Genomic DNA, 25,569 nt, shown 5'->3' on the forward strand with positions numbered 1-25,569 from the left:
AAAATTATGAAAGAGTGAAAAAATTTGTACTTATGAAGCAATGATGAGGTTCGAAGGTATCTAAGATAGAAAGGCAAAATGCTCGTTTATTTAGTAGAAGAATAAGTTGGTAGTGAATATACGCAAATTATAAGAAGTAGTAGCTTTTACTAAAAATAATAGCAGCAAAAGCTGATCAGAAAAGAAATTACTTTAGTTTTTCATCGCCAGCATATGTTTTGACGTTATTTAAAGATAGCGTTAGTATAATAATAGATTAAAATGAAAGTTGGAATGAAAATGAATGAAAGAAAAACACTAGACTGGGGATCATTAATTTTAGGGATTTTATTTGTCCTTGTTTCATTAATCTCTTTTCAAGATCCTGTTGGTAATTTAGTGGCGATTGTCGTTGTTTTTGCTATTTTTGCCTTTTTAAAAGGAATATTTGAATTATTTGTACGAAATCGTCTGAAAGAATTGACAGGATATAAAGGGAAAATGCCGTTGGTTATTGGTATCATTGATATTTTAGTCGGGATTTTCTTCTTGTTCAATATTGGTGCAGGAGTAGTTGCTTTACCGTTTGTTTTTGCCATTTGGTTTATTGCCGACTCTATCTTAGCTTTATTTACAGCTGATTTAGCGAAAGGTTATAGCACAGGCTACTATTGGTTTACAGTAATCATCAATATTTTGGGTGTGGTATTAGGATGTATACTATTGTTTAATCCTATTTCCTCCGCTTTGACTTTAAGTTTTCTTGTCGGTTTTTATTTTATGATCTTTGGGATCAACCATATCGTATATGCTTTCAGATAAACAAAGTAAAGTATATAAAGAAGCAATCAGGCTGAATTTTCCTGGTTGCTTCTTTTTTTATAGTTGATATGTCTGAATCTCTCAAAGAGTAGAGGTTCAATTATTTCCTTTTTTCATATAATTCATTCAATACAGGTAAATCATGCACTTCGTATTTTTCTTTGAATTGTTTGATTTCTTCTTCTGTATATTTTCTTGGATCAAGATGAAGATCTTCAACCGGTAAAGGACGTTTGTTATTGATTTTTACATCAATAACTACTGGTCGTTGGGATTTTTTAGCAGCATCAAATACAGGTCTTAATTGGTGATACTCAGTAATCGTGAAACCATCAGCTCCCAGTGCTTCACTCGCTTTTCCGAAGTCAGCCTCTTCTAAAAACACACCAAATTTTTTCTGTTCAGTATCTTCTTGTTCTGCTTCAATAAACCCAAACGATATATTCGATAAAACCACATTAATAATCGGTAGTTGGTATTTCACTTGTGTAATGATATCTTGCATCACCATTGCAAAACCACCATCACCGCTTAAAGTAAAGACTTGTCGATTAGGATAACTTAATTGTGCGGCAATGCCACCTGGAACACCATTCCCCATTGTAGCGAACCAACCAGAGGTCGTGTGTTTTTGTTTGCCGTTCATGTCTAATAATCGAATGGAATGGATCGTCGTATTCCCAACATCTGTTACAAAAATCGCATCTTCTTCAGCGATCCGATTGATTTCTTTATAAACAGCTTCAGGACGAATCGGTTGGTCTTCAAGGTCAGCGAATGAGTTTAACCAGTTTACCCAATTCGCTTTGTTTTCTTGGTTGGCTAGATACCAGCGATCTTCAGGACGTGGTTCGCCCAGCTTTGTTAATCTCGCTAATGTGGTATTGGCATCCCCTAAAATGGTATGGGAGGTAGCATGTCTTCGACCAAATTTTGAAGCATCGATGTCCACTTGGATAAATTCAGCCTCTGGGTTAAAGAACGCACGACCAAAAGGAAAGTCGCTACCCATAAATAAAATCAAGTCGGCCTCTGCTAATGCTTCGTTTGCAGGTTTTGTGGCCACACGTCCAGCAAATCCTAGAAAGTTTTTATAGTTATCTGGAATGATGCCTTTCGCTAAAACAGAAGCAACAACTGGCATGGAAAAGTGTTCTGTAAAATCTTTGATTTGTGAAAAGCCATTACGAGTGCCTTGTCCAATGTAAAGTACAGGCTTTTTAGCTTTTTCAATAAAAGGAAGAGCAGCAATTACATCTTTTTCATCAGGAAGGACAGTACCTGTTTTATGAGTAGCTGCGTTAGATATTTTCTCTTCTTCAATGTCTGCAAAACCTAAATCAACAGGGATGGTTACAATAGCTACTCCTTTATTTTCATAGGCTGCTTTGATTGCTTCGTCCACTACATGAGGTAAACTTTCAGGTGTCATAACTGTCCGATTATAGACACTAACATCTGCAAAAATTGGATTTTCATTTAATTCTTGGAAAGAGTTATAGTTCATAGCAGTAGTTGCAACTTGTCCAAGCAACGCAACAACTGGAACATGATCCATTTGTGCATCATACAAACCATTGATCAAATGCGTGGCACCTGGTCCAGCAGAACCCAAAACAGCCCCAACTTTTCCTGTTAGTTTCGCATCGGCTGCTGCGGCTAGCGCTCCTACTTCTTCGTGACGTACTTGGATATATTTTATTTGATCTTTTTCATGATAAAGAGCATCCATGATTGAATTAAACGAACCACCAGGAATCCCATAAATATGCTCGATTCCCCAACTTTCCATTACTTTGACCATTGCGATACCAGCATTGATTGTTGCCATATTCTCCCACTCCTTTATCAAATGAATGATAAAATTTCGTAACTTTATTAATTAAAGTATAGTGCTTTAAGAATAAAAGCCCAACTGATTCGCTTTTTTACACAAACAGTAGTCATGATTTTTTGAATATGCTAGAGTAATAAGTAAAGGCACGAAAGGAGAATAAAATGACAGAATGGCTACTAAGCTTAGCCCCGTGGCAACAAGCATTAGCGGGGACAGCATTTACGTATTTTATGACAGCTCTGGGGGCTGGGTTGGTATTTTTCTTTAAAGAAATCAAAAAAGAAGTATTGAATCTCATGCTTGGTTTTGCTTCGGGGGTCATGATTGCTGCTAGTTTTTGGTCATTGCTTGATCCTGCGATTACAAAAGCTGAAGAAAATGGCGATATCGCTTGGCTGGTCGTTAGTATTGGTTTTGGATTAGGTGGTGTCTTTCTTTATATCGCTGATAAAACGCTTCCCCATATGCACTTTGGACCACAGCACGAAAAAGAAGGTCTACCTACGCATTTAAAACGAACAATCTTATTAGTTTTTTCGATCACCTTGCACAATATCCCTGAAGGTTTGGCTGTAGGGGTAGCATTTGGGGCTGCCAGTACAGCCGATAATCCAACAGCGGCCGTTTTGGCAGCCATTTCGGTTGCATTGGGTATTGGAATTCAGAATTTTCCGGAAGGTGCAGCTGTTTCGATTCCTTTAAGACAAGAAGGATTGAGTCGAACAAAGGCATTTATATATGGACAAGCTTCAGGTATTGTTGAACCGATCGCAGGTGTGATTGGTGCGGTGCTAGTGACACGAGTAACCATCCTTTTACCTTATGCACTGGCATTTGCAGCAGGTGCGATGATCTATGTGGTTGTTGAGGAATTAATTCCCGAAGCCCAACAAACATTATCAAGTAAACGACATTTTGCCGTTTTTGGGGTGATGTTAGGTTTTATCATTATGATGGTACTAGATGTAGCTTTAGGGTAATACCATCAAATGATATATCATTTGGAACAACTGATAAAAATATAACGAAAAAAGCAGCACATGACTGGGGAATCTGTCGTGTGCTGCTTTTTTCAATATTAGTAATATTTTCGATGATGTCGACGATTTGTTCCAGAAATTACACGAATTAGCCAAATAATGATTGCAATAGGAATGAGTAATTTAATTGCAAACCATAAAATACTAGTAAAAAGGCTAATTACAAAACTACCTATAATGAATACCATTACTAGCATGAAAATAGTTGAAAAAGTATTTCTTTGTCCCATACAAACCCCTCATTTCTTGCTAGTTCCCAAAATAAGTTAAATTTAATAAGAATATACTTAAGAACTTAGCTTAGTTATTAGAGAACTACGATAGTTAAATCCTCTTGTTTCATTGAGTATAGCAGTATAAAGTGAGCGTTACCTCCAACTATAGACTGATTTAGTTGCTTTTTTCTAGCTATCTTTACTACAATAAGTCAGAAAAGGAGGCAAAAATATGCCAAAAAATCGTTTAGAAGCTTTTACCGATGCAGTTATCGCGATCATTATGACTATCTTGGTCTTAGAGCTTCACCAGCCGAACACTGACACCTGGCAAGCGCTAAGTGCCTTAAGATATCGTTTTATGATCTATATTGTCAGCTTTTTTACATTGGTCATCTATTGGAATAATCATCATCATATGTTTCAAGTCGTTCATAAAGTAAATTGGCGAGTTTTATGGGCGAATAGCTTTTTTATCTTTGCTTTATCATTTTTTCCCTTTGTCACGTCTTGGATCAGCGAGTATAGTCATAGTTTAGCGCCAGAAATCACATACGGTGTAGTAACTTTAGGAGCTAATATTGCTTACTATATTTTAGCAAGAGAGTTGGTTCAGTCTGATCCTAAAAATAAAAAGAATATCAAAGAATTACTAGATAACTATCGAAAATCCTACTGGTCAATTGGGTTAAATATTTTAGGAATTATTTTAGGTTATGTCATTACACCAATAGCTGTTTTAGTAACGAATGCTGTGATTTTACTTGGTTGGCTGATTCCTAGCCGTAAAATCGAATCTCAATATAGTAATTAAAGATGTTCAAAAAAATTAAGAGAAATATAACAAAAAGATAAAAAAATGGTCGAACTTCTAGAGGAAAATCTTCCTTGAAGAGGGATGCTTATGATCAATCAAAAAAAATTGAATATCGGTCTAACTACGAGCATGATAACGATCCTTATCTATATAGATCATCGGCAATGTAGTTTATTGGTTATTTTGTTATCTATGATGATTCCATTTGTTGTAGCATTAAAGAAGTAAGAAGCGTTTATTTTTGATCCCGGATCTTTCAGTCTAAAGAATTGAAAGATCCGGGATTCGTTGTATCTAATTATACACAGATACGTATCAGAGAGGTAATCTGTTCCGAAAGTTTCCCACAGGGGATAACGAAAACGAAAAGTTCCAACCTATCGATAAAAGCAGGTATACAATATTTTTGTATAAATATTAAATGAATAGGCAGACAACAATTTATATAGATTAATCCATCTGATTAAATAACTTTTGGTTTTTGCGCATAGTGTTATTTTATCTTTTTAAAATAACGAATTTAATAATCTGTTTATTTTCTTCGCAAGAAGGATCAAATAAATTAGGAAAAATGACGAAAAACAAAGGAAACAAGCCGTCTCGAATTAAATAGTTAGTATAAAAGATCAATGGCCGAGTGGGAGAAGAAAAAAAATAAACAGAAAAGTTATTCGAGGTTCTTTCCATTGAAAAAGATAAAAGCCAATTAAATATACCCCTACAAGGTATATTTAATTGGTCAATCTGTTGTATGAGTGGCACTTGCGACAGGATAATTTTTTTTATAAGCAAAGTAGCATGCTTCTTTTTTTGCTAAGCCAAAAGAATCAGAGAGCTGTAAATTTTGAGGTGAGAATTGTATGGCGGGGATTGAAAATGTCTGTTTTTGTTTGTCTATAATTGAAATAGAAAAGTTGATTTCTTCTTGTTCGGCATTTGCTAACGTCACATAAGAATGTCTGTCGAAATGGATACCAACTACTGTGTAAATGCCCAGTAATTGAAGTTGATCTCCTTCAATTTTTACTAGTTCATCTTTTGTTGGCACATATTCCATCTTGGCTCCAGTAGTCATTTTCATTTCAGCTTTTGAAGTAACATCTTTTACAGGAGAAGCAAAGTATTCAATCATAAAAAATAAAGCAATTAAACCTAAAAAACTACTAACTATAATAATTGTTTTCTTCACCTTGGACACTCCCATCTAACAGTTATGACGTAAAAAAGTACATTTATGATAAAAATAGTTTTTTAATCATTTAAAATGGTATAATATATGCCTTTTTTTATTAATTTTTGTTATTAATTAATTGCTTTAAAAACAGTATAAATTTAAATATAAAAAAATAAAGCATAAAATACTTAATTTTAGCAGTTTATTTTACTGAATAAATGTTTCAATCAAATAATTTATTTCGCTAAAATAATTTATTTAGTTATTTTTTAAAATGAGAAGGCGAATGATACTATTTTCTGTTGGCAAGATCAGCATTCTGTTTATTTGCAAGGTCTAAGGGCAAAAAAAGGCCATAGATGATCTATTTATAAAATTGGTAGATAGGATTGCTTATTTTTCATATTTTTTATACCCATTTTTACTATTTTTTTGAAAAAAAAATTCTAATTCGTTAAAAATTTTCTTTAAAATATAAATAGGAACATTCAAATAGAAAAAAGTGAATGCTTTTTTCTATTTGGTAAAAAGAGGGGAGGAAGTAAATGTTAAATATTTTATCGAAAAAAATGAAACGACAGTTACTTCTACTGGAATTGCTTTTTAAAGGAGAAACCTATCGCTTTCAAGATTTAGAATCTCAATTAAAGTGTTCTTCAAAAACATTGAGAAATGACTTGATGGATATCGATTCTTATGCAAAAGAAATTAATATACATACTGATCGTGAGAATGGGATATTTGCAGAAATTGCTCCTCATGTCACAGAAGAATATATTTACCGAATTATTATGAATGAATCGATTGAGTATCAATTTTTAGAAGCAATCGTGTTAAATAAATATACGAACTACTTGGAAGTAACGGAACAACTATTTATTTCAGAGAGCACTCTAAGACGAATGGTGAAGCGCATCAACCTTTCCTTAGAGCAATATCACTTAAGAATTCGAGGATTGATTCGATTAACGGGAAATACACAATTAATTGAAAAGTTGACGATCCAGTTACTTTTAGAAAAATATGTGTGTTTAGAAGAGGCCTTCAATGAAGAAATTTGTCAAAAAAGTCGTCAATTATACTTAAAATACATAACGAATAATCAACTTCAAGATATAATTCGTAAACTGGAACACCGAAAACATAATCAGCTTTTATTTTATATTGCTATGAAAATTTACCAAGTAAAAAATGAAAAACAATTCATTGAAAAAGAGCAGAATAATCTTTTATGCCTAGAATCAAATGAGAAGCAAAATACTTCTCTATGGTTATCTCTCGAAGAGGATCAGGATCTGATAAAATACATCTTTGAACAGCCGTTTGTTTGTTCGCTACTGGATATACAGAACAGCAGCGATGACTACCAACAAAAACCTTATTTAACAAAGATGGTTGGGATATTGCTTGATTATTTGGAAATAAAATATCAGATCAAATGTGAAGAACGACAAGAAATCTGCTATAAAATAATTAATGATGGCGACTATATGGAAAATCTTTCTTTTATTTTATATGATAAACATCATCAGTTTTTAAAACAGATACTTCCAGAAATCGAAAGTATTCAAGTAGGACTAAAGAATTATTTAATTAACAAGGATCAAAAAGAGTTATTAAAGTATATGAAAAATGACGAATTTACCAGAAAATTAGTCGCTTTGTTACTTGTCTACTGGCATGATCTACTAAAAAAGATTGAAACGAGTAAACAAATTAGGGCTTTGATTGTAACCAATTCTGAACAATATGCTAGCTACATTATTGCAAAGCTTGAGCTTTATCTAGGAGGACGATATCGTTTTGTAGCCAGCAAAACCCCGGTAGTTACAGATCAGATGCTACATAAGGAAAACTATGATTGTATTGTTTCCAATACGATGCTGAACAGACAGTTCAATATCCCTATATTTGGTATTTCTATATATCCCAAATCAAGAGAAATTCAAAACTTGATTTTCTTTTATCAACAAACAAGAACAGAAATTACATAGGGATGCATTAGACGAAGCAATTATTGATTTTGCTGAAAGTATGAATGATGAAGTAGATATTGATAAGGTATCATCGCATCAATTAGAAGCTTTAATTGAAACTTATATAGTAAATGTTATACAGAAACGTCTAATAAATGATATTGGAAATAATTTAATAGAATTATCCGGTAGTGTTGAGGAAGTGAACAAAATACAAGAACAAATTTCAGATTTTATTCAAGGAGCAGTAAGTGATTCAATAAATAATGTAGAGGGTGGTGCGCTATTGGATATAGATAGTGAGAATGTCTCTGATGTCGTTAAACAAATTTACACCGAAGCTTACGATATTCTTGGTTCAATCGGGGAGGATTAGATATGACAAAAATTAAAATTTTGGCGCAAACAGAGTCAGGGGAAACGGATGGCTATGATTATGTTTTGCAATTTTTAGATAAGGATAGACGTCTTAATTTTGGAGTAGCTTCAGTCATTGAGCAGATAAAAACTGCTGGAGGGATAATCTCTGATCATGGATTGGACTTTTTATTTCTAGGACTTGTCGTTTATTTTACAGATAAACATGTTTCAAGAAATAAAAATAGTCAAGATTCTTGGACTAGAGAACTTAGTTTGAAAGTATCAGTTTGGGATATTGAGCTATGGAATCTATCAAAACAAGAGATAGTTTTAATGTTAAACTTTCTAACAGGAGATATTTGGGATATTGAATTTACAAGGAGAACAACCAATATCGAAGATATTATTGGCTTACAAAATATTAATATGATAGAAAGAGAGGTCGAGGTCATATCTTTATTTTCTGGGGGAATGGATAGTCTCATTAGTACGATAAACTATCTTTCAAATGACAAACAGATGCTCTTGATCAGTCATGCTTCTGATCCGACGACAAAAAGTTCTCAAAAGAAAGTGCTTGCCAAACTCACTGATTTTTATGGAGATGGTAAACTAAATCAAATCAGCTTGTGGACAGATTTTACAAGTATAAATCCTTCTGAAAAAGAAAAAACAACCAGAAGTCGATCGTTCCTGTTCATTAGTTTAGCAGTCTTTACAGCTCAATCATTTGTAGATGTAAAAAATATAGAAATTCCAGAAAATGGTTTAATAGCTTTAAATATACCGTTGGATTCACTTCGTGTAGGAGCGTACACCACTCGTACTACGCATCCATACTATCTTAGTTTGTGGAACAAAGTTTTAAGTGATCATAATTTTCATTTTATGATGAATAATAGTTATTGGAATAAAACAAAAGGAGAGATGGGGTTAGAATGCGCTAACAGAGAGTTATTAGCAGAAACTTTACCATTAAGTAATTCTTGCTCATCTTCTTCAAAAGCTAGGTATTCACATATGTCTCCAGATACCCACTGTGGGCACTGTGTTCCTTGTATTGTAAGGAGAGCAGCAGTTTATAAAGGTTTTCCCAATCAGAATGACAGAACGGAATATGCGCACAATATACCAGGTTTGCTAGCAACTAATAATAAAAAAGGGTTACAATTAAGATCGTTTTTATATGCGATAAACCGGATAAAAGAAAAACCGTTAGCTTCCAAGGTGCTCATTCATGGTACTGGTTCAATAAAAGGAGAAAGTGACTACTTGTTACAACTAGCAAATGTATATTCGAGAGGTTTACTTGAAATTGAAACATTTGTAAATAAGTTTGGTGAACAACAATGATGATTTTAGATGCTCATTGCCATTTAGAGCTTTTCGATAAAATGCCAAAAGTTATTCCAAATGAATTATCTTTAATAACGATGACAAATACGCCAAAAACCGTACCAAAAAATGAAGAAATATTCGGTTTTATAAATGATATTTATATTGCAGTTGGACTTCATCCTCAGTTAATAAATAGTAGAATGAAGGAGCTTGAATATTTACTTGAATTAATTGACACGCATAAGTTTATTGGTGAGATAGGTATTGATGGTGAATCATCAAAAATTGATGAACAAATTTATGTATTCTCTGAAATAATCACATATGTTGACAACTTGGGAGATCGAGTTGTCTCTATCCATAGTAAAAAAGCTGATAAACTGGTAATTGAGCTTTTGTCTGGTTTGATATCAAGAAATGATAATATATATATTCTTCATTGGTATACAGGGTCACAGTCAAACTTAAATAAGGCAATAGGATTAGGATGTTATTTTTCAGTCAATCTCAAAATGTGTTACTCAAAAAAAGGGATGGATATTGTTAAGAAAATACCTAAAGATAGATTGTTAGTTGAAACAGACGCACCATTCTCTGAAAAGTTTGATTCTTTACTTGAGTTAAAAAAGAATCTTTTGAATACTGTAAAAAAAATTGAAGATATTCGAGGTGAAAAACTTTTAGAAATTATTAGTAGAAATTCTGAAAAAATAGTAAAAGATAGCAAGGATATCAATCTATAAGTGATAACGTTGCTTGCTATAGTAGTGTAAAAGAAACTAAGGTTCAAATAGGCTGTGCTCCATATATACTAGAGGTTTCAACAAATAGACATGATATAGATGAAAAATTTATCTATGAAAGTTTGTGTGCTTTCTTTTCGTTTGATGAGGTACAGACTTTAGGAGAATTTGAAAAATTAGAAATGGCAGATGTATCAAAAAATAGTTATGTTGAAAGCAGAGCAGTTGTTTGAACTAGGTCTTAAAAAATAGTGAATAAAAGAAAACCCCTTGTCAAACGTTAATCTGACAAGGGATTTTTTGGTAGGGAACCATATCATTTTTAATGAAAATCAAGCTCTTTAGCAATTGAAGAATGTTGATTTATAAGCATTCCCCATCCATATTATGTTCGCTCTTTATTCCCACTCCACAGTTGCAGGTGGTTTAGAAGTGATGTCGTACACGATACGGTTGACGTGAGCGACTTCGTTTACGATGCGGACAGAGATTTTTTGTAAAACATCCCATGGGATACGGGCAAAGTCTGCTGTCATCCCATCAATAGAAGTGACTGCACGGATACCTACTGTATAGTCGTAAGTACGGCCATCGCCCATTACGCCGACAGAGCGGATTCCTGGTAGAACAGTGAAATATTGCCAAATGTCACGATCTAAGCCAGCTGCTGCGATTTCTTCACGTAAGATCGCATCTGATTCACGGACGATTTCTAGTTTTTCTTCACTGATTTCACCCAAGACACGGATACCTAGACCAGGACCTGGGAAAGGTTGACGCCAAACGATTGAATCTGGCATTCCTAGTTGTGTTCCTAATTCACGGACTTCATCTTTGAATAATGTGTTCAAAGGTTCAATCAATTGGAATTGCATGTCTTCTGGTAGTCCACCCACGTTATGGTGAGATTTGATCGTTTGAGCAGTTTCCGTTCCACTTTCGATCACATCAGTATAAAGTGTTCCTTGGGCTAAGAAAGCAATTCCTTCTTCTCCCGCTAATTTTGTTGCTTCATCATCAAAAACATACACAAATTCATTACCAATGATTTTACGTTTTTGCTCAGGATCAGAAACGCCGGCTAACTTGTCTAAGAAACGTTTTCTTGCATCCACTTTGATAATATTTAGACCAAATTTCCCGCCTAAACTTTCCATTACTTGGTCTGCTTCACCTTTACGCAATAAACCATGGTCAACAAAGATGGAAGTTAGCTGATCACCGATTGCTTTTTGTAGAAGAACACCAACGACACTAGAATCCACGCCGCCAGAAAGTCCAAGCAATACTTTTTTATCGCCAACTTGTTCACGAATTTTTTCGATTTGCATATCGATGAAGTTATTCATTGTCCAGTTTCCTTCACAATGACAAACATCAAAAGCAAAATGACGGAGTAATTCGATTCCGTATTCAGAATGACGAACTTCTGCATGGAATTGGATACCATAGAAATTACGTTTTGTATCTTGGATGGATGCGATCGGGCAGTCTTTACTTGTACCAACGATTTCAAATCCTTCAGGAACTTGGGTTACTAAGTCCCCGTGGCTCATCCAAACGGTTTGTTGTTTAGGTGTGTCATTGAACAATACTGCATCGTCACTGGTTACTTCTAACTGAGCTTTTCCGTATTCACGGTTTTTAGCTGGTTCAACTTTCCCACCTAGCTTATACGTAATCAATTGCATACCGTAGCAAATACCCAATACAGGAATCCCTAAGTTAAAGATTTCTGGATCGATTCCAAAAGCATTTTCATCATACACACTGTTAGGACCACCGGAAAGAATAATTCCTTTTGGATTCATTGCTTTTACTTCTTCAGCAGAAACCCGATGGCTCAATAATTCAGAAAAAACTCCTAAATCACGGATGCGTCGTGTAATCAATTGGTTATACTGGCTACCGTAGTCTAATACGATAATCTTTTCAACGTTTGTCATGTCGGCAACGTTTGTCACATTTATTACCCCTATCCCTTTAAATTTTATCTCAAAATAGAATAAACTATTTTAAAATGCTAATATTTTCGCATGAAAATCGAATCAATAATATGATTTTCAGTTTTATGGAGAATTATATCTGCTCTGCCACGAGTAGGCAAGATATATTCGTTTAAATTTTTCAAATTCACATTTTTCCATACTTCTTGCGCCATTTTAAATGCATCGTCACGATCGCCAATAGCAAATTGATAGTAATAATTTTGTGGATTTTGAAAAGCGGTGTCGAGTAAGGCACCGAATCGATCTAAATACCATTTTTCAATTAATGATGAATCAGCATCAACATAAACAGAAAAATCAAAAAAATCACTGACATAGATTTGTTGATTAGCAGGCAGTTGCAGCGTGTTGATTCCTTCAACAATCAGAATATCAGGTTGTTGGATCAATTCATATTCGCCAGGAATGATATTGTAAATGTCATGTGAATAAACAGGTACTTTTATTTCTTCCTGACCGGATTTTACTCGATTAAGAAAATCGATCAACATCTCCATATCATAACTTTCTGGGAACCCTTTACGATTCATGATCCCTCTTTCTTTTAACGTTTCATTAGGATATAAAAAACCATCAGTTGTAATCAACTGAACATTCCTGCGTTTAAATGTACGTGATAAGATCGTTTGTAACAGGCGAGCTGTTGTGCTTTTTCCAACGGCAACACTCCCAGCAATTCCAATAATAAATGGCGGTACTTCGACATATTTATGAAGAAATAGACCTTTACTTAACGAAAGAGATTCAAATTCTTTCATATATAGATAAATCAAATGAGCAAGAGGAACATAGATATCTCGAACATCTTGCATTGAAATACGGTCATTTAAACTTTTGATGTTATCTAGCTCGTCTTGGGTCAAAGGTGCTTGTCCATTACGATAAAATTCACGCCATTCTTCTCTTGCCACACGGTAGTAGTTCATTGGATCATTCATAATAGCCTCCTGCATTCTCCCATCAATGGAATCATTTTAACATAAAACACGGCTAAACCCCACCACTAAACGAGAATGGTTATAAGTCTCTTATTTTTAAGCGAATAACTGTTAACTGAATAAATAAAAAGGATGATATATCAAAATTCATTCTGTTCGTGTTTCTGATCAACTATTTATTTAAACTAGGAAAAATAGACATTGCATGCCAATTGATAAAAGGATAGACTAAGAAACAAGAAACAATATAAAAAGGATGAACGATATGACGAATCATTATTATTCGCAAGAGCCAACGACAGAACATGACTTTGAACAATGGTCATTTGAATTAAAAGGAAAAAACTTCCAATTTGTAACAGATTCAGGAGTATTTTCACGTGAAACAGTCGACTTTGGTTCACGAGTGTTAATTGATACCTTTAATTGGGAAGAGCTGCCAGCTGATGGCAAAATTTTGGATGTTGGTTGTGGCTATGGTCCGATTGGATTGGCGATCGCTTTTGCTAGTCAGCGATTTGTTGAGATGGTCGATATTAACTCTCGGGCAGTAGAATTAGCTCAAGGAAATGCGAACCGCAATGGGATCAAACAGGTGGATATTCATCAATCGAATATCTATGAAGCAGTTCATGAAGAAACTTATGCAGCAATCGTCAGCAATCCGCCAATTCGTGCCGGTAAAAAAGTGGTACACGAAATTTTAACCGAAGCATATCCAAGGTTAAAATCGGGTGGAACACTAACCATTGTCATTCAAAAAAAACAAGGGGCTCCTAGTGCAAAAAGCAAAATGGCAGAGACCTTTGGGAATGCTGAAATCGTCCATAAAGAGAAAGGGTACTATATCATCAAAAGTATCAAAGAATAACTGTTTGATTGTGGGTGTTTGAGACTAAATAAAAAGCTATGACAAAATAACACACTCTAAAAGCAACCGAAGAATCCTAAAATAGAAGTAACTATTTGCGGGTCCTTCGGTTTATTTTTGTCCCTTTCTTTCTATTAAAAAACAGGCGATAGGTACTCTAGGTCATGGGAATATGGAGATCGTAAAAAAGTTGATGAAAGGAGTGAGACACTTAGCTAACTAGTGGAACTTTTTCCTATTGAAAAGTGGCGTATTTCAAGGAGCTAATAACTAGTGCAATCAATAATAGAAAAGATCAATCGCTAGTTACTCAAGCCAATGAAAAAACTCCTATGAAAGAGAAGAACAATGACAGATGATCGGCAGTTACAGCAGTTTTTAAGAAGTCAGTTTAGGAAATTGGCACTTTCCAAGCTATTTATTTTTATTAGTGAATAAAAGATTTTTTCTTATTTTTTTCTATCTATTCTTTTTTATATGCTTTTGGTAAACTAAAAAAGAATTTACATCATAAAGGAGGAGAAGAAGTGAAACTAACGATCCGAGACATTGCAGAAATGGCAGGTGTTTCAGTCACCACTGTATCACAAATTTTAAATAATAAAGGGAGCCGCTTTAGTGATAAAACACGAAAAAAAGTCCTGAATATTGTTAATGAGCACCATTATAAACCAGATTACTTTGCCTCGAATGTGATCAATCGTCATTCTAAAACGATTGGTATGATCGTGCCAGATGTCACTGACTTCTTCTTTTCTAAATTGATTGAAGGGGTCGAGAGTTACTTGAATCCACTGGGGTATGTGATCATGCTTTGCAACTCTCGTCATAGTCAAGAAAATGAAATCAAGTATTTAAAAGAATTGGCTCATCGCTCAGTGGATGGAATCTTATTGGCTACGCCCAATGTTTTGCCAGATGACTATTCTTTAGATAGTGGTTTTTATAAAAATATGCCGATTATTTTGATTGATCGTGGATTGAATACCAGAGATAATGGTCGGTTGATCGTAAAAGAGTATGAGGGGGCTTATCAAGCAGTTTCTTTGTTTATTAAGAACGGTCATACCAAAATCGGTATGCTCAAAGAAACAACAGGCTATTACCAGTTAGAAGAACGGTTCAACGGGTATCGTCATGCACTAAAGGATCATGGAATCCCTTTCAATGGAAAGTATGTAGAACAAGGGGAGTTGACGGTCCAAGGTGGATACGAGGCGTCTAAACGGCTCTTAAAGCACAAAGATCTTACAGCAATTTTTTGTGGAAATGATGCAATGGCGATTGGTTGTTACCAAGCGATTGATGAATTAGGCAAAAAAATCCCCGATGATATTTCAGTTATTGGTTTCGATGGGTTGAAGTTATCCGAGTATATGATCCCTCAATTGACAACAGTGAAACAGCCAAGTTCTGATATTGGATTTTATGCCGCAAGATTTTTGATCGACACGATCGAGTTCCCACAACGCAAAGTTCCGAACAAAGTCTTTGAAACAAAATTAATTATTCGTGAGAGCATAAAAACATTGACAAAGGGATAACTCAGCGTTATATTGCTTATGTAAGTGTTTACAAAGGCGGTGAGTAGCTCTTTGTATTCTTAGTAAACTGGTTTACTAAAGTGGTTTACCTTTTGGAAAATTCCTGTATAATACCGAATGAAGACGAGGAGGATCAAGCAATGCGAATGGTGGATCTGATTGAAAAAAAGCGAGACGGAAATGAATTATCGACAAAAGAAATCGAGTATATTATTACAAAATACACGAATGGTGAAATTCCAGATTATCAAATCAGCGCATTGTTGATGGCGATCTTTTATCAAGATATGACCGATAGAGAAATCACGGATTTAACACTTGCCATTGCCCACTCAGGAGATGTCATTGATTTAAGTCCTTTAGATGGGATCAAAGTGGATAAACACTCTACAGGTGGTGTGGGAGATACGACAACGTTGATCTTAGCACCTTTAGTCGCAAGTGTGGGTGTTACAGTTGCCAAAATGTCTGGTAGAGGTTTGGGGTATACAGGTGGTACGCTGGATAAACTAGAAGCAATTCCTGGATTTCAAATCGAGCTTTCTGATGAAGCGTTTATCCGAATTGTCAATGAGAGTAAAGTGGCTGTTATTGGACAATCAGGAAATCTTGCACCAGCAGATAAAAAACTTTATGCTTTGCGGGATGTGACTGCGACAGTGGATTCGATTCCTTTGATTGCCAGTTCGATCATGAGTAAGAAAATTGCCGCAGGAGCAGATGCGATCGTTTTAGACGTGACGACAGGTGACGGCGCCTTTATGAAGAATATTGAAGATGCTAGACGTTTAGCAAAAACAATGACTAGTATTGGAAAATTAGCTCATCGTCAGACAGTAGCTGTAATTTCTGATATGTCTGAACCTCTTGGTGAAGCAATTGGTAATAGTCTTGAAGTTGTGGAAGCAATTGAAACGTTAAACGGCAATGGACCAGAAGACTTGCTGGAAATGTGTTATGCATTAGGGAGTCAGATGGTGGTCTTAGCTAATCAAGCAGCAACAATCGAAGAAGCTAGAAGTTTACTGCAAGAAGCACTAGAATCTGGCAAAGCCTTAGACAAATTTAAGGAAATGATCCGTAATCAAGGTGGAGATGACTCTATCGTAGACCAACCAGAACGGTTACTGACAGCTAAGTATGTTGTTGAGTTGCCAGCCAAATCGAGTGGTATTGTCTCAAAACTCGTTGCGAATGAGTTGGGGATTGCAGCTATGATGTTAGGTGCAGGACGCAAAACTAAAGAAGATGATATTGATCACGCAGTTGGTCTTAAATTAAATAAAAAAATTGGTGATCCTGTAAAAGAGGGAGAATCATTGTTGACAATCTACAGTAATACAAAAGAGATTTCTTCTGTTCAAGAATTGCTCTATCAAAATATCCAAATTAGTGACTCGGCTGAAAAGCCTACATTGATACATGATATCATCACCGAATAAAAGGAGAGAAAAAAATGGAATTGAACCGAATGATCGATCACACCATCTTAAAAGCAGATGCTTCTCAAGAAGACGTTATGCGAATTATTGAAGAAGCAAAGAAATACCATTTCTATTCTATTTGTATCAACCCAACATGGGTCGCACTAGCAAAAGAACAATTAAAAGGCGAACCAGTGGCAGTATGTACAGTAATTGGCTTTCCTTTAGGAGCTAATACTGCTGAAACTAAGGCTTTTGAAACTACAAATGCGATTGAAAATGGCGCAGATGAAGTGGATATGGTCATCAATATTGGGGCAATGAAGTCTCAACAGTTTGATAAAGTCCAAAAAGATATTGAAGCAGTGGTTGCAGCGGCCAAAGATCGTGCTTTAGTCAAAGTCATCATCGAAACAGCTTTATTAAATCATGAGGAAATTGTAAAAGCTTGTGAGCTGGCAAAAGCTGCTGGGGCAGACTTTGTTAAAACTTCTACAGGATTTTCAACTGGAGGAGCAAAAGTCGAAGATGTTCGTTTAATGCGTGAAACTGTTGGACCTGAAATGGGTGTGAAAGCATCTGGTGGTATCCATAACGAAGCTGAAGCTTTGGCAATGATTGAAGCTGGTGCGACAAGAATTGGCACCAGTGCAGGAGTTTCGATTATGTCAGGATCTACTGGCGAAGGCTATTAAGTAGTAAGGGGAAGCTTATGACAGAAGTGAAGCAAGAATGGATCAACATTGCAGTAGAAGCATTGGATAAAGCATATGTACCATATTCACATTTTCCAGTAGGTGCATGTTTAGTCACTGAATCTGGAAAAACGTATCAAGGAGTCAACATCGAAAATGCCTCGTTTGGTTTAACCAATTGTGCGGAGCGCACGGCTTTTTTCAAAGCTGTTTCTGAAGGAGAAAAAGAGTTTACTCATTTAGTAGTGGCTGGTCATACGCCAGAGCCAATTTCTCCTTGTGGTGCTTGTCGTCAAGTAATGGCTGAGTTTTGTGTACCAGACATGCCGGTAACTTTAGTAGGGGATAACGGTGTGACTAAGGCAATGACGGTTAAAGAACTATTACCTTACGCCTTTACAGAAAAAGATCTATAGAATTATCACTCATGTTCATTCAGTCAGCTGACTGTTGAAAAATAAAACAATTATTTTAGGGGGCTTTACAGAAATGAAAAAAGCAAAATTATTTGGTTTAAGTGCTGTAGCGTTATCTGCTGGGTTATTATTGGGCGCATGTGGCAGCGGATCAGATTCAACTGATTCAACCGGTGGAAACAGCGGTTCAAAAACAGCAACTGCAGCATTGATCACAGATACGGGCGGTGTTGATGACCGTTCATTCAACCAGTCAGCTTGGGAAGGACTACAAGCTTGGGGGAAAGATCATGATCTATCACGTGGAAATGATGGGTTCCAATATTTCCAATCAGCAAATGAATCAGATTATATCCCTAATATTGACCAAGCTTTGAATGCAGGTTTTAAAACAATCTTTGGTATTGGTTATAAATTGAAACCAGCTATTGAAGAGCAAGCTGCATCAAATCCTGAAACAAACTTTGCTATTATTGATGACGTTATCGACGGCAAAGACAACGTGGTTTCAGCAACATTTAAAGATAACGAAGCTTCTTATCTTGCTGGGATTGCCGCAGCTTACACAACTGAAACAAACACTGTTGGTTTCATTGGTGGGGTAAAAGGTGAAGTAATCGATCGTTTTGACGCAGGATTCAAAGCTGGTGTAGATGCTGGTGCAAAAGCATTAAACAAAGAAATTAAAGTCTTGAATCAATATGCAGGAGACTTCTCAGCGCCAGATAAAGGACGTTCAATTGCTCAAGGAATGTATGCACAAAATGCAGATATCATTTTCCACGCATCTGGTGGTACTGGTAACGGTGTATTCCAAGAAGCGAAATCATTAAACGAATCAGGCGACAAAAAAGTTTGGGTTATCGGGGTTGACCGTGACCAATCGGACGAAGGCGAATACACTTTAAACGGTGAAAAGAAAAACTTTACTTTGACATCAACTCTAAAAGGTGTAGGAACTGTTGTTGAAGACTTAGCTCAAAAATCAGCTGACGGTGATTTCCCTGGTGGAGAACATACCGTTTACGGATTGAAAGAAGACGGTGTTGGTATCACAAAAGGTCAACTTTCAGAAAAAGCAGAAAAAGCTGTGAATGAAGCAAAAGAAAAAATCATCTCAGGAGATATCAAAGTACCAGAAACTCCTGAAAAATAATCAAACGAATTTCTATAGCCTTGTTGGACAATTGTTTGACAAGGCTATGGTTTAGTAAATAACTAACGATTGTTTCTTTATCAAGATGTTGCTGAGAAGCTATTTTCGTTTTTTTGTTCTTAATTCTTGAAGTAGAACATGCTGCTCACAGCCTCTTGATAAGGGAATAATCCCCTGAAGTTTTTGCTTCAATTTGAGATTTTATGAAAAATCTTTGTTAATCGTTGCCTAGATAGAAATCGTTAGGATGTGAAAAATTGTGGTTCAAGAAAATATTGTCATCGAAATGCGGAATATCACCAAACAGTTTGGTACGTTCAAAGCAAATGACAACATCAACTTGCAAGTGAAAGCAGGAGAGATCCACGCTTTACTTGGAGAAAATGGTGCCGGAAAATCAACCTTGATGAATGTGCTCTCAGGCCTTTTAGAGCCAACATCAGGTGAAATACTGATGCATGGGAAAGAAGTGAAAATTACAAGTCCGACAAAAGCGAACCAGCTAGGTATCGGAATGGTCCATCAGCACTTTATGCTTGTGGATGCATTTACTGTTACTGAAAATATCGTTTTGGGAAGTGAGCCAAGTCGAGCAGGGGTACTTGATCGTCGCCAAGCACGTGAAGAAATCCAAAAGCTTTCTGAACAATATGGTTTATCGGTCAATCCTGATGCGTATGTCCGAGATATCTCTGTTGGAATGGAACAACGGGTAGAAATCTTAAAAACACTTTATCGTGGGGCAGATGTCTTGATTTTTGACGAACCTACAGCAGTATTAACGCCACAAGAGATTGACGAACTGATTGTAATCATGAAAGAGTTGGTCAAAGAAGGAAAATCGATCATTTTGATCACCCATAAGTTAGATGAGATTAAAGCTGTAGCAGATCGTTGTACCGTTATCCGTCGTGGTAAAGGGATCGGTACAGTAAATGTAAAAGATGTCTCTTCACAACAATTGGCAGATATGATGGTTGGACGTACGGTTTCATTTAAGACAATGAAGAAAGAAAGTCAGCCTCAAGAAGTTGTGTTATCGATTGAAAATCTAGTGGTTAAAGAAAACCGAGGATTGGACGCAGTCAAAGACCTAAGTTTAGAAGTACGAGCAGGAGAAGTTTTAGGAATTGCTGGTATTGATGGTAACGGGCAGTCAGAATTGATCCAGGCGTTAACCGGTTTACGTAAAGCAGAAAGTGGAACGATTCGCTTAAAAGATGAAGATATCACGAATAAAAAGCCAAGAAAAATTACGGAGGCTGGTGTAGGACATGTGCCCGAAGACCGTCATAAGTATGGCTTAGTGCTGGATATGACGTTAGCGGAGAATATTGCTTTACAAAATTATTACCAAAAACCTTACAGTAGAAATGGCTTATTGAATTATTCTTTGATCAATGAACATGCACGAGAATTAATCGAAGAGTATGATGTTCGAACAACGAATGAACTTGTGCCAGCAAAAGCATTATCAGGTGGGAATCAACAAAAAGCAATTATTGCTCGGGAAATCGATCGTGATCCTGACTTGTTGATCGTTGCTAATCCGACACGTGGGCTAGATGTTGGAGCAATCGAGTTTATTCATAAACGTTTGATTGAACAAAGAGACAAATACAAAGCGGTCTTATTGATTAGTTTTGAATTAGAAGAAATTTTGAATGTTTCTGATCGTATTGCGGTACTCCACGAAGGAAAAATCGTGGGAATCGTTGATCCAAAAGAAACTTCTGAAAATGAACTAGGATTACTTATGGCGGGCTATTCTTTAGAAGAAGCAAGAAAAGAGTTAGAAAAGGTTGGTGGCGCACATGAATGATCGCAATGAAAAGATACGTAATCTCCTAGTTCCTATTTTTTCGGTAATTCTAGGTTTAGTTTTAGGTGCTATCTTGATGGCAGCTTTTGGTTATAACCCAGGCCAAGGTTATTCTTCAATGTTAAATGCGTCCCTTGGTTCTCAAAGAAGTATTGGTGAAACATTACGGCAAGCAACACCGTTGATTTTTACTGCATTAGGTTTTTCTGTTGCGAACTCAGCAGGATTCTTCAATATCGGGCTTTCGGGACAAGCACTCTGTGGTTGGATCGTTAGTGTGTGGGTAGCACTTGCCTTTCCTGATCTGCCAAAAGTCATTTTATTACCGACTTGTGTGATTTTAGGTGCTTTGGCAGGAGCCTTGGCTGCGGCTATTCCAGGGGTGTTAAGAGCCTTTTTCGGTACAAGTGAAGTAATCGTCACTATTATGATGAACTATATTTTACTTTATTTAAGTACTTTTGCTTTACATGACATCATGCCAGACACGTATCGTTCAAGCTTAGATTCTTCAAATTTGATTGGGCAAAATGCTTCTCTTAGATTACCTTGGCTGACACAAATGTTTGGCGGTTCTCGTGTAAATGCTGGTTTGTTTTTAGCATTGATTGCACTGGTTGTTGTTTGGCTATTGATGAAGAAAACGACGTTAGGCTTTGAAATTCGTTCGGTAGGTCTAAATCCTTTTGCTTCTGAGTATGCTGGAATGAGTAGTAAACGTACGATCGTCTTCTCCATGATGATTTCAGGCGCTTTAGCAGGACTTGGTGGAGTAGTCGAAGGATTAGGAACGTATCAAAACTTTTTCGTCCAAACAACTTCATTAGCCATCGGATTTGACGGAATGGCTGTGTCACTGTTAGGTTCTGGTTCAGCGATTGGAATTTTACTTTCAGCACTCTTGTTCAGTATCTTGAAAATCGGTGGTTTGGGGATGCAAACAGGTGCCGGTATACCATTTGAAATCGTAAATGTATCGATTGCATTGATTATTTTCTTTGTTGGGATCAACTTCTTGATTCGTTTCATTATGGCGAAATTCTTCCAAGGTAAAAAACAAGAAGCGATCGTGGAGACTGTTGAATCGAAACCAACAAATCAGAGTCAAGAAGGAGGAGAATTATAATGTCAACAACTGAGTTAATTGCTTTAATCCTCACTTCAACGTTGGTTTATTCAACACCATTAATTCTTACATCTTTAGGTGGAACTTTTTCTGAACGAAGTGGGATTGTCAATGTAGGTTTAGAAGGCATCATGGTTATGGGTGCTTTCAGTGCGGTAGTATTTAATCTAACCATGAGTCCTACCTTAGGAGACATGACACCATGGATCGCTATTTTAGTCGGTGGGATAGTTGGTGTGTTATTCTCTTTATTACATGCAGTAGCAACTGTTAGTTTACGTGCAGACCATATCATCAGCGGGACAGTTATCAACTTGATGGCACCAGCTTTGGGTGTATTTTTAATTAAAACATGGTATGGAAAAGGACAAACTGATAACATTTCAGTTAACTTAGGATATTTCTCATTTCCTGGATTATCAAAAATCCCAGTAATTGGACCAATTTTCTTTAAAAATACATTTTTACCAGCTTATTGTGCCATTTTAATTGCGATTCTTGCTTGGTTTATTATCTTTAAGACAAAGTTTGGACTTCGCTTACGCTCAGTGGGTGAAAATCCTCAAGCAGCGGATACATTGGGAATCAATGTTTACGCGATGCGTTATTCTGGGGTATTGATCTCTGGTTTACTTGGCGGAATGGGTGGTGCAGTATTCGCTCAATCGATTTCAGGGAATTTCTCTGCCGGAACGATCGTAGGTCAAGGGTTTATCTCAATGGCTGCTATGATCTTCGGTAAATGGAATCCACTAGGGGCCATGGGCGCTTCTTTATTCTTTGGTTTTGCGCAAAGTTTAAGTATCATCGGGGCTCAATTACCAGTGATTTCTTCGATACCGCCAGTATTGTTGCAGATTGCACCTTACCTATTAACCGTTATTGTGTTAGTAGCGTTCTTAGGAAAAGCATCTGGACCTAAAGCAAACGGTAAAAATTATATAAAATCAAAATAAACTTTTAGTGAATAAAAAGGGTGGGTTACGGGAAATGTTTTTTCGACTCGCCCTTTTTGATTTAATAGCAATAATAAAAAAGAAAGAAGGAATAATCATGTTTAAACGCGTACATTTGATTGTCATGGATTCAGTAGGAATCGGTGAAGCGCCAGATGCTGAAAAATTTGGTGATAAAGGTTCAGATACACTAGGGCATATCGCAAAAGAAGCTGGTTTGACAATTCCTCATTTAGAACAGTTAGGATTAGGAACGATTCGCCCATTAGAAGGTGTCGAAGCGGTTAAAAACCACCAAGGCTATGCCACTAAATTGGAGGAAGTATCTGTAGGAAAAGATACAATGACCGGTCACTGGGAAATCATGGGTCTGAACATCAAGACACCATTCCGAGTATTTCCTAACGGTTTTCCTGATGAATTACTCAAACAAATCGAAGACTTCTCAGGACGCAAAATTGTTTGCAATCAACCATATAGTGGAACCGCTGTTATAGATGACTATGGTGAACATCAAATGAAAACTGGTGATTTGATCGTCTATACGTCCGCAGATCCAGTTCTACAAATTGCTGCGCATGAAGAAATTATTCCTTTAGAAGAACTTTATCGGATTTGTCAGTTCGTTCGTGACATTACTAAAGACGACCCATACATGATTGGTCGAATTATTGCGCGACCTTACGTTGGAGAACCTGGTAATTTTACTCGTACGAGCAACCGACATGATTACGCATTGGATCCATTCGGGCATACGGTTTTAGATTCATTAAAAGAAGCAGGAAAAGACGTTATCGCTGTTGGAAAAATCAACGATATCTTCAACGGTCAAGGAATTACAGAGTTCGTCCGTACGAAAAGCAACATGGATGGCGTTGACCAATTATTAAATGTGATGAAAAAAGAGTTTACAGGGATCAGTTTTACTAATTTAGTTGATTTTGATGCATTATTTGGACATCGTCGGGATGTTGTAGGTTATGCCCACGCAATTGAAGATTTTGATTTACGTATTCCTGAAATATTAGAGGCAATGGCAGAGGACGACTTACTGATGATTACTGCTGACCATGGAAATGATCCAACATTCCCTGGAACAGATCATACACGTGAATATGTACCATTATTAGTTTTCAGCAAAAAAATGCAAGGACAAGGAAGCTTGCCACAAGGCTACTATTCAGATATTGCAGCAACGATTGCTGAAAACTTCGATGTTCCTGCTACCGAAAACGGCGAAAGTTTCTTAAAACTTTTGAAATAGGAATGACAGACCGCGTTTGAAAATTTGACCTGAAAAAGCGTAACTAAGATAGGTCAATCATTTTGTTCAAAGAGCCATCTTGCTTTAACAGTATCAATCAAGAGGTGAAAAGCCTTGTTAATCAGGCATACCTGTTTTTTTAGCTAGTCGAACGACAGGGCTTCTAACTTCTTGACTTCTGTAGAAAAAAATAGTTAATAGGAGAAAGTAAATGACCCAATTAAGCGAAATGTTACAAGAAACGACTCAATTTATTCTAGAAAAGGGCGTAAAAGAAATTGATTTTGGTTTGATCTTAGGTTCAGGTTTAGGAGAGTTAGCGGAAGAAATCGAGGAAGCGATCGTGATTCCTTATGACCAAATCCCATTTTTCCCAACATCAACAGTTGTCGGCCATGCTGGTCAATTAGTCTATGGTACCTTGTCTGGTAAAAAAGTTCTGGCAATGCAAGGACGATTCCATTTTTATGAAGGTCATTCAATGCAAACTGTCACTTATCCTGTGCGGGTAATGGCAGCATTAAAGGCTCATTCGGTGATTGTTACGAATGCAAGTGGTGGAGTAAATGAATCATTTGTTCCTGGCGATTTGATGTTGATTACTGATCATATCAACTTCACAGGTCAAAACCCATTGATTGGTCCTAACGAAGATGAGATCGGGCCACGCTTCCCTGATATGAGCGAGGCGTATACCTTAACTTACCGTGAAGTAGCCAAAGAGGCTGCGAGCCAATTAGATTTGACTCTTAAAGAAGGGGTATATATGGGCTATTCTGGACCAACATACGAAACACCTGCAGAGATTCGGATGTCACGTACGATGGGAGCAGATGCAGTCGGAATGTCCACTGTGCCAGAAGTGATCGTTGCAGCACATAGCGGATTGAAAGTTCTCGGCATTTCATGTATCACTAATTTAGCAGCAGGCATGCAAGCGAACCTTAACCATGAAGAAGTGGTGGAAACAACGCAACGTGTCAAACAATCATTTAAGGCATTGATTAAAGAAGTATTAGTATTACTATAACTGAATCAAGGAGAGTG

At 36.5% G+C, this 25,569-nt stretch carries 24 protein-coding genes; 19 read left to right on the top strand and 5 right to left on the bottom strand.

What is annotated here, in order from left to right; translation table 11 throughout:
• Positions 1 to 279 precede the first annotated feature (279 nt).
• Positions 280 to 801: an HdeD family acid-resistance protein gene (locus IGL30_RS00095; RefSeq protein WP_088745095.1), complete on the top strand. Its 522-nt coding sequence runs from the start codon at positions 280 to 282 to the stop codon at positions 799 to 801.
• 100 nt (positions 802 to 901) lie between these two features.
• Here the strand turns inward: IGL30_RS00095 and spxB are convergent, their stop codons facing one another.
• A complete protein-coding gene (gene spxB / locus IGL30_RS00100) occupies positions 902 to 2,632 on the bottom strand; it encodes a pyruvate oxidase (protein ID WP_430618386.1) in 1,731 nt (576 codons plus the stop codon).
• 167 nt (positions 2,633 to 2,799) lie between these two features.
• Here spxB and IGL30_RS00105 point away from each other — a divergent pair, with 167 nt between their 5' ends.
• Complete coding sequence (locus IGL30_RS00105) at positions 2,800 to 3,618, top strand: ZIP family metal transporter (protein ID WP_010720486.1); 819 nt, start codon at positions 2,800 to 2,802, stop codon at positions 3,616 to 3,618.
• 98 nt (positions 3,619 to 3,716) lie between these two features.
• Here IGL30_RS00105 and IGL30_RS00110 read toward each other — a convergent pair whose 3' ends face one another.
• The gene (locus IGL30_RS00110) at positions 3,717 to 3,908 is read right to left on the bottom strand and encodes a hypothetical protein (RefSeq protein WP_088745091.1); all 192 of its coding nucleotides are present in this window, start codon (positions 3,906 to 3,908) and stop codon (positions 3,717 to 3,719) included.
• Between the two features lie 217 nt (positions 3,909 to 4,125).
• Between IGL30_RS00110 and IGL30_RS00115 the strand changes: the two genes are divergently transcribed.
• Positions 4,126 to 4,707 carry a TMEM175 family protein gene (locus tag IGL30_RS00115; protein WP_088745090.1) on the top strand — a complete coding sequence of 194 codons (582 nt, stop codon included), beginning with the start codon at positions 4,126 to 4,128 and terminating at the stop codon, positions 4,705 to 4,707.
• Between the two features lie 90 nt (positions 4,708 to 4,797).
• Entirely contained in the window at positions 4,798 to 4,938 is a 141-nt protein-coding gene (locus tag IGL30_RS00120; protein WP_014834373.1) for a hypothetical protein, read from the top strand.
• A gap of 511 nt (positions 4,939 to 5,449) precedes the next feature.
• On the opposite strand, the gene IGL30_RS00125 is transcribed toward IGL30_RS00120, so the two are convergent.
• Positions 5,450 to 5,899, bottom strand: coding sequence for a hypothetical protein (locus IGL30_RS00125; RefSeq protein ID WP_088745089.1), 450 nt, complete (start codon positions 5,897 to 5,899; stop codon positions 5,450 to 5,452).
• 530 nt (positions 5,900 to 6,429) lie between these two features.
• Between IGL30_RS00125 and IGL30_RS00130 the strand changes: the two genes are divergently transcribed.
• Genes IGL30_RS00130 through IGL30_RS00145 form a run of 4 tightly spaced genes read left to right on the top strand, consistent with a single transcriptional unit; the run spans position 6,430 to position 10,301 of the window.
• On the top strand, positions 6,430 to 7,878 hold the full coding sequence (locus tag IGL30_RS00130; RefSeq protein ID WP_088745088.1) for a helix-turn-helix domain-containing protein: 1,449 nt from the start codon (positions 6,430 to 6,432) through the stop codon (positions 7,876 to 7,878).
• Positions 7,879 to 7,918: 40 nt separating this feature from the next.
• Positions 7,919 to 8,236 (top strand): hypothetical protein, encoded by a 318-nt coding sequence (locus IGL30_RS00135; protein ID WP_088745087.1) that lies wholly within the window; start codon positions 7,919 to 7,921, stop codon positions 8,234 to 8,236.
• A gap of 2 nt (positions 8,237 to 8,238) precedes the next feature.
• Positions 8,239 to 9,573 (top strand): Qat anti-phage system QueC-like protein QatC, encoded by a 1,335-nt coding sequence (qatC, locus tag IGL30_RS00140; RefSeq protein WP_123874898.1) that lies wholly within the window; start codon positions 8,239 to 8,241, stop codon positions 9,571 to 9,573.
• A complete protein-coding gene (locus IGL30_RS00145; RefSeq protein ID WP_088745084.1) occupies positions 9,570 to 10,301 on the top strand; it encodes a TatD family hydrolase in 732 nt (243 codons plus the stop codon). The genes qatC and IGL30_RS00145 overlap by 4 nt, the downstream gene beginning before the upstream one ends.
• Positions 10,302 to 10,699: 398 nt before the next feature.
• On the opposite strand, the gene guaA is transcribed toward IGL30_RS00145, so the two are convergent.
• Positions 10,700 to 12,265, bottom strand: a complete 1,566-nt coding sequence (gene guaA / locus IGL30_RS00150; protein WP_010720480.1) for a glutamine-hydrolyzing GMP synthase — start codon at positions 12,263 to 12,265, stop codon at positions 10,700 to 10,702.
• Between the two features lie 59 nt (positions 12,266 to 12,324).
• Positions 12,325 to 13,248 carry a type I pantothenate kinase gene (coaA, locus tag IGL30_RS00155; protein WP_010720479.1) on the bottom strand — a complete coding sequence of 308 codons (924 nt, stop codon included), beginning with the start codon at positions 13,246 to 13,248 and terminating at the stop codon, positions 12,325 to 12,327.
• A 265-nt stretch (positions 13,249 to 13,513) separates the two neighbouring features.
• Between coaA and IGL30_RS00160 the strand changes: the two genes are divergently transcribed.
• The 11 genes from IGL30_RS00160 to IGL30_RS00210 all read left to right on the top strand — a co-directional run bounded on the left by IGL30_RS00160 (position 13,514) and on the right by IGL30_RS00210 (position 25,552).
• Positions 13,514 to 14,119, top strand: a complete 606-nt coding sequence (locus IGL30_RS00160) for a class I SAM-dependent methyltransferase (protein ID WP_010736788.1) — start codon at positions 13,514 to 13,516, stop codon at positions 14,117 to 14,119.
• Positions 14,120 to 14,646: 527 nt separating this feature from the next.
• On the top strand, positions 14,647 to 15,663 hold the full coding sequence (locus IGL30_RS00165) for a LacI family DNA-binding transcriptional regulator (protein WP_010720475.1): 1,017 nt from the start codon (positions 14,647 to 14,649) through the stop codon (positions 15,661 to 15,663).
• A gap of 140 nt (positions 15,664 to 15,803) precedes the next feature.
• Positions 15,804 to 17,105 carry a pyrimidine-nucleoside phosphorylase gene (locus tag IGL30_RS00170; RefSeq protein ID WP_034697695.1) on the top strand — a complete coding sequence of 434 codons (1,302 nt, stop codon included), beginning with the start codon at positions 15,804 to 15,806 and terminating at the stop codon, positions 17,103 to 17,105.
• 14 nt (positions 17,106 to 17,119) lie between these two features.
• The gene (gene deoC, locus IGL30_RS00175; protein ID WP_088745083.1) at positions 17,120 to 17,782 is read left to right on the top strand and encodes a deoxyribose-phosphate aldolase; all 663 of its coding nucleotides are present in this window, start codon (positions 17,120 to 17,122) and stop codon (positions 17,780 to 17,782) included.
• A gap of 17 nt (positions 17,783 to 17,799) precedes the next feature.
• Positions 17,800 to 18,198, top strand: coding sequence for a cytidine deaminase (locus IGL30_RS00180; protein ID WP_010720472.1), 399 nt, complete (start codon positions 17,800 to 17,802; stop codon positions 18,196 to 18,198).
• Positions 18,199 to 18,271: 73 nt separating this feature from the next.
• A complete protein-coding gene (locus IGL30_RS00185; protein WP_010720471.1) occupies positions 18,272 to 19,354 on the top strand; it encodes a BMP family lipoprotein in 1,083 nt (360 codons plus the stop codon).
• A 259-nt stretch (positions 19,355 to 19,613) separates the two neighbouring features.
• Complete coding sequence (locus IGL30_RS00190; protein WP_010720470.1) at positions 19,614 to 21,176, top strand: ABC transporter ATP-binding protein; 1,563 nt, start codon at positions 19,614 to 19,616, stop codon at positions 21,174 to 21,176.
• On the top strand, positions 21,169 to 22,302 hold the full coding sequence (locus tag IGL30_RS00195; RefSeq protein ID WP_010720469.1) for an ABC transporter permease: 1,134 nt from the start codon (positions 21,169 to 21,171) through the stop codon (positions 22,300 to 22,302). The genes IGL30_RS00190 and IGL30_RS00195 overlap by 8 nt, the downstream gene beginning before the upstream one ends.
• Positions 22,302 to 23,258 (top strand): ABC transporter permease, encoded by a 957-nt coding sequence (locus IGL30_RS00200; RefSeq protein WP_010720468.1) that lies wholly within the window; start codon positions 22,302 to 22,304, stop codon positions 23,256 to 23,258. Before IGL30_RS00195 ends, IGL30_RS00200 begins: the two co-directional genes overlap by 1 nt.
• Positions 23,259 to 23,355: 97 nt before the next feature.
• The gene (gene deoB, locus IGL30_RS00205; protein WP_010720467.1) at positions 23,356 to 24,522 is read left to right on the top strand and encodes a phosphopentomutase; all 1,167 of its coding nucleotides are present in this window, start codon (positions 23,356 to 23,358) and stop codon (positions 24,520 to 24,522) included.
• Between the two features lie 211 nt (positions 24,523 to 24,733).
• On the top strand, positions 24,734 to 25,552 hold the full coding sequence (locus IGL30_RS00210; RefSeq protein ID WP_010736792.1) for a purine-nucleoside phosphorylase: 819 nt from the start codon (positions 24,734 to 24,736) through the stop codon (positions 25,550 to 25,552).
• The last annotated feature ends 17 nt before the right edge of the window (positions 25,553 to 25,569 follow it).

It is taken from the genome of Enterococcus sp. DIV1089c, from assembly GCF_050530965.1.
Taxonomy (GTDB): domain Bacteria; phylum Bacillota; class Bacilli; order Lactobacillales; family Enterococcaceae; genus Enterococcus_B; species Enterococcus_B hirae.

Coding starts and splice junctions, on each gene's coding strand:
- IGL30_RS00095 (WP_088745095.1), top strand. CDS start 280: ATGAATGAAAGAAAAACACTAGACTGGGGATCATTAATTTTAGGGATT.
- spxB (WP_430618386.1), bottom strand. CDS start 2,632: ATGGCAACAATCAATGCTGGTATCGCAATGGTCAAAGTAATGGAAAGT.
- IGL30_RS00105 (WP_010720486.1), top strand. CDS start 2,800: ATGACAGAATGGCTACTAAGCTTAGCCCCGTGGCAACAAGCATTAGCG.
- IGL30_RS00110 (WP_088745091.1), bottom strand. CDS start 3,908: ATGGGACAAAGAAATACTTTTTCAACTATTTTCATGCTAGTAATGGTA.
- IGL30_RS00115 (WP_088745090.1), top strand. CDS start 4,126: ATGCCAAAAAATCGTTTAGAAGCTTTTACCGATGCAGTTATCGCGATC.
- IGL30_RS00120 (WP_014834373.1), top strand. CDS start 4,798: ATGATCAATCAAAAAAAATTGAATATCGGTCTAACTACGAGCATGATA.
- IGL30_RS00130 (WP_088745088.1), top strand. CDS start 6,430: ATGTTAAATATTTTATCGAAAAAAATGAAACGACAGTTACTTCTACTG.
- IGL30_RS00135 (WP_088745087.1), top strand. CDS start 7,919: ATGAATGATGAAGTAGATATTGATAAGGTATCATCGCATCAATTAGAA.
- qatC (WP_123874898.1), top strand. CDS start 8,239: ATGACAAAAATTAAAATTTTGGCGCAAACAGAGTCAGGGGAAACGGAT.
- IGL30_RS00145 (WP_088745084.1), top strand. CDS start 9,570: ATGATGATTTTAGATGCTCATTGCCATTTAGAGCTTTTCGATAAAATG.
- coaA (WP_010720479.1), bottom strand. CDS start 13,248: ATGAATGATCCAATGAACTACTACCGTGTGGCAAGAGAAGAATGGCGT.
- IGL30_RS00160 (WP_010736788.1), top strand. CDS start 13,514: ATGACGAATCATTATTATTCGCAAGAGCCAACGACAGAACATGACTTT.
- IGL30_RS00170 (WP_034697695.1), top strand. CDS start 15,804: ATGCGAATGGTGGATCTGATTGAAAAAAAGCGAGACGGAAATGAATTA.
- deoC (WP_088745083.1), top strand. CDS start 17,120: ATGGAATTGAACCGAATGATCGATCACACCATCTTAAAAGCAGATGCT.
- IGL30_RS00180 (WP_010720472.1), top strand. CDS start 17,800: ATGACAGAAGTGAAGCAAGAATGGATCAACATTGCAGTAGAAGCATTG.
- IGL30_RS00185 (WP_010720471.1), top strand. CDS start 18,272: ATGAAAAAAGCAAAATTATTTGGTTTAAGTGCTGTAGCGTTATCTGCT.
- IGL30_RS00195 (WP_010720469.1), top strand. CDS start 21,169: ATGAATGATCGCAATGAAAAGATACGTAATCTCCTAGTTCCTATTTTT.
- IGL30_RS00200 (WP_010720468.1), top strand. CDS start 22,302: ATGTCAACAACTGAGTTAATTGCTTTAATCCTCACTTCAACGTTGGTT.
- deoB (WP_010720467.1), top strand. CDS start 23,356: ATGTTTAAACGCGTACATTTGATTGTCATGGATTCAGTAGGAATCGGT.
- IGL30_RS00210 (WP_010736792.1), top strand. CDS start 24,734: ATGACCCAATTAAGCGAAATGTTACAAGAAACGACTCAATTTATTCTA.